This window comes from Devosia sp. (assembly GCF_040509215.1).
Taxonomy (GTDB): domain Bacteria; phylum Pseudomonadota; class Alphaproteobacteria; order Rhizobiales; family Devosiaceae; genus Devosia.
This window is the reverse complement of sequence record NZ_JBEVLL010000062.1, coordinates 1-3,645: the sequence shown is the minus strand read 5'-3', so window position 1 is coordinate 3,645 and position 3,645 is coordinate 1. Positions and strand designations below refer to the sequence as shown.

The window sequence follows — 3,645 nt, the reverse complement described above, 5'->3', positions numbered from 1 at the left end:
ACCGACGAAATCCAGCTCTCCGAAACCGTCCAGAAGCGCAAGCTCGAGCTCGAGCGGCAGAATATCCGGCTCGACGCGGCGGTGAACAATATTTCCATTGGCCTTTGCATGATGGACGCCAAGGGCCGTCTCGTCATCTGCAACGAGCCCTATGCCCGCATCTATAATCTGCCGGAGAACTTCGTGCGGCCCGGCGCTCAGCTCGAAGACATTCTGGGGCATCTGTTCGACGAGGGCATGAGCGCCGGCGGAGCACGCGAGGACTATATCGTCTGGCGCCGCGCGGTCATCGCCAAGCGCGAATATGGCAAGAACATTCACGAGCTCAACGGCCGTATCATTCTGATGCAGCACCATCCGATGAAGGATGGGGGCTGGGTGTCGACGCACGAGGACATTACCGAGCAGCGGCAAAACGAGGCGCGCATCCACCATCTTGCCCGCCACGATGCGCTGACCGACCTGCCCAATCGAGCCGAATTCCTTGAGGAAATGGCGCGCACCGAGGCGGGGTTGAAACGCGGCGAGATGGCGGCCGTGCTCTATATCGACCTCGACCACTTCAAGGCCGTCAACGACACGCTTGGCCATGCCGTTGGTGATGAGGTCATCAAGCAGGCCGCCGTCCGTCTTTGGGGCACGACGCGGGAAAGCGACCTGCTCGCCCGGCTCGGCGGCGACGAATTCGCGCTGCTGCTGCGCCCCATCGAGAGCGCCGATGCCGCGGCGCGCATTGCCGACCGCATCATCAAGGCCATGGGCGCGCCCATGAACATCAAGGGCCAGCAGATCGAAATCGGCGCCAGCGTCGGTATCGCCGTCGGGCCCGGTGACGGACTGACCACCGATACCCTCGTCAAGAATGCCGATCTCGCGCTCTACAAGGCGAAGAGCGAAGGGCGCTCGACCTACCACTTCTTTGAAGCGGGGATGGATGCCGAGCTGCAGCAGCGGCGCCTGATCGAGGCGGGCCTGCGCCTGGCGTTGAGCCGGAATGAATTCCGCCTCGTCTACCAGCCGCTGCTGGGCCTCGCGGAAAATCGCGTGACCTGCGTTGAAGCCCTGCTGCGCTGGGATTTTGAGGGCCGCACCGTGTCGCCCGCCGAATTCGTGCCCGTCGCCGAAGACACCGGGCTGATTTCCGCCATCGGCCAATGGGTCCTCAACGAAGCCTGCGCCACCGCGGCGAACTGGCCCAAATCGGTGCGCATCGCCGTCAATCTCTCCCCGGTGCAGTTCCGCCAGCGCGATCTTGTCACCCAGGTGCGCCGGGCGCTGAGCAATGCACGGCTCGACCCCAGCCGCCTCGAACTCGAAATCACCGAAAGCCTGCTGCTGACCGACAGCGAATCGACGCTGAAAGCACTCCACGAACTGCGCGCCATGGGCGTGCGCATATCGATGGACGATTTTGGCACCGGCTATTCCTCGCTCTCGTATCTCCGCTCCTTCCCCTTCGACAAAATCAAGATCGACCGCTCCTTCATTCGCGATCTCGCCAGCCGTGCCGATAGCCAGGCCATTATTCGCGCCGTCATCGGGCTGGGGCAATCGCTTGGCATGTCGACCACGGTGGAAGGGGTCGAAACCGAGGAACAGCTTTCGCTGGTGCGCGCCCAAGGCGTTTCCGAAGTCCAGGGATTCCTCTTTTCTCCTCCCATTTCCGACACGGCACTGGCAGACCTGCTCAACGCCGAAATTGCCTTGGCCAAGGCCTCCTGAGCCCGATGCGCGGCCGGCTCTACGCCCAACTGCTGTCAATCGCGACAAGGGAACACACGGCCGCCGAAGCAGAAGACGTGGTGCAGGAGGCGCTGATCTCCGCCATCGCCGCAAACCGCAGCGATATCGAAAGCCCCGAAAATGCCCGCTGGCTCATGGGCGTCGTGCGCAACCGCGCGCGGATGGAGGCGCGGACGGCCCGGCGGCGCAAAGGCCGCGAAACGGCCTGGCATGCCACTAGAGCGCCCAATACTGATACGACCGACCCCAAGCCCAGCGACATCCTGACCGGCCTCCCCCCGGCTTTGCGCACCTTAGCAGCACTGGTGCTGACCGGGCATAACCGGCGCGAAATCGCCTATCTGCTCCGCCTGCCCGATACTGCCTTGCGCCAGCGCGTTTCGGCGCTGAAACGCCATCTCGCCGCAAAAAGCCTGGCGACGCCCGAGGAACTGACCGGGCTCAATCTGGACCTCGCCTATGGCCGCATCCGCGATGTGCTCCTGCCCGCGCTCATCCGCCATGGCGGGGTGTTTGCCAGCCACGATCCGGATGGACATCTTTTTCTGATAAAGCGCTCACAAACCGACACGCCGCGGCAATAGGGTGATGTAACCAGTATTGGAGCCGGCCATGAGCCTCAAACCCAAGAATGTCAGCATCGTCTTTTACGTCAGCGACATCGCGCGTACCGAAGCCTTCTACAACGAAACTCTGGGCCTCGGGCTCGAGCGCATGGAGGGTGCCGAACCCTTCTGGCTGCAAGGCTCGATCGAGAACGGCCCCGGCCTGATCTTCTTCCAGCAGGACGGCAAGCGCGGCGACACGCCGGCCATCGTCTTCGAACTCGACGAAGGCGGCATCGACGACGTGGTGAGCGAGCTGGCGCAAAAGGGCGTCAATATCGTCACCCCCGTTTCCGAAGCCCCCGGCGGCTGGAGCGCCGACTTTCTGGACCCGGATGGCTTTGGTCTCGGCCTCTGGCAATCGGGCGAACTGCCACGATCGGTGAAGTAGAAACGCTCCCTCCTCGGTCGTCACCACCGGGCTTGTCCCGGTGATCCATGCGGAGGCGAGATGGATTGCCGGGACAGGCCCGGCAATGACGACGAGCTAAGAGTGCTGAGCCAGCCGCCGATAGACCTGCACCACATTGCCCTTGGAGGTGGTGCGGGCGCGGATGAGTTCGAGCCGCGTCGTCGGATCGCCCGGCTCGAACAGATGTCGCCCTGTGCCGGCAATGACCGGATGGGTGATGAGCGTCAATTCGTCCATCAGCCCGGCAAAGACCAGCTGCCGCACCAGCGAAATGCCACCCATGGCGCAGATATCGCTGCCCTCCCCGGCCTTCAGCTCACGCACGAAATCGAGAAAATCGCTCTCGATCAGGCTGGCATTGGTCCAGGTGATCCCTGAGGGTTCCAGCGTTTCCGAAGCGACGAACTTTTGGACGCCATTGATGAAGGCGGCAAAGTCGAGGTCCTGGCTGGCATTGGGCCAATATCCCGCCCATTCGGAATAGCCGACCCGCCCCATCAGCACCGTGCCGATTTCGCCCATGATGACGCCCATCTCTTCGCCCAGCTCATCATCGAAGGAATCGAACTGAAAGAGGTTCGGCGCTTCCACCACGCCATCGACGGAATGAAAAAGACCGGCAATCACTTTGCGCATTTTGTCCCTGCTTGCTGTTCGGGCTCCCTGCCCGATTGCCGATGCGACGAATGAGAATGTGAAAGTTCGACAGTTTTGTTTTGGGTTTCTGTGTCCTGCCGATCGTCACCCTCGGGCTTGACCCGAGGGCCCTGCACTCGCGGCGGCGTCGGCAAGTGAAGTGTCCTCGGGTCAAGCCCGAGGATGACGGCCGATGGTGGCGAGCAAATTGCGCCCAACACCTCCGCCCTGCCCGCGTCCCCGCGTCAG

The 3,645-nt window shown here is 62.7% G+C and carries 4 protein-coding genes; 3 read left to right on the top strand and 1 reads right to left on the bottom strand.

The window, feature by feature from the left end:
- From ABW043_RS03500 to ABW043_RS03490, 3 genes are all read left to right on the top strand, one after another.
- The coding region (locus ABW043_RS03500) for a putative bifunctional diguanylate cyclase/phosphodiesterase (protein WP_353919849.1) at nt 1-1,722 on the top strand (1,722 nt) is incomplete at its 5' end.
- A 5-nt stretch (nt 1,723-1,727) separates the two neighbouring features.
- Nucleotides 1,728-2,327: an RNA polymerase sigma factor gene (locus ABW043_RS03495; protein ID WP_353919848.1), complete on the top strand. Its 600-nt coding sequence runs from the start codon at nt 1,728-1,730 to the stop codon at nt 2,325-2,327.
- A gap of 28 nt (nt 2,328-2,355) precedes the next feature.
- Nucleotides 2,356-2,739, top strand: coding sequence for a VOC family protein (locus ABW043_RS03490; RefSeq protein ID WP_353919847.1), 384 nt, complete (start codon nt 2,356-2,358; stop codon nt 2,737-2,739).
- 96 nt (nt 2,740-2,835) lie between these two features.
- On the opposite strand, the gene ABW043_RS03485 is transcribed toward ABW043_RS03490, so the two are convergent.
- Entirely contained in the window at nt 2,836-3,396 is a 561-nt protein-coding gene (locus ABW043_RS03485; RefSeq protein WP_353919846.1) for a dihydrofolate reductase family protein, read from the bottom strand.
- Nucleotides 3,397-3,645 lie beyond the last annotated feature (249 nt).

What these genes read in the sequence shown, in the direction of transcription:
- ABW043_RS03495 (WP_353919848.1), top strand. Translation starts at nt 1,728, where the DNA reads ATGCGCGGCCGGCTCTACGCCCAACTGCTGTCAATCGCGACAAGGGAA.
- ABW043_RS03490 (WP_353919847.1), top strand. Translation starts at nt 2,356, where the DNA reads ATGAGCCTCAAACCCAAGAATGTCAGCATCGTCTTTTACGTCAGCGAC.
- ABW043_RS03485 (WP_353919846.1), bottom strand. Translation starts at nt 3,396, where the DNA reads ATGCGCAAAGTGATTGCCGGTCTTTTTCATTCCGTCGATGGCGTGGTG.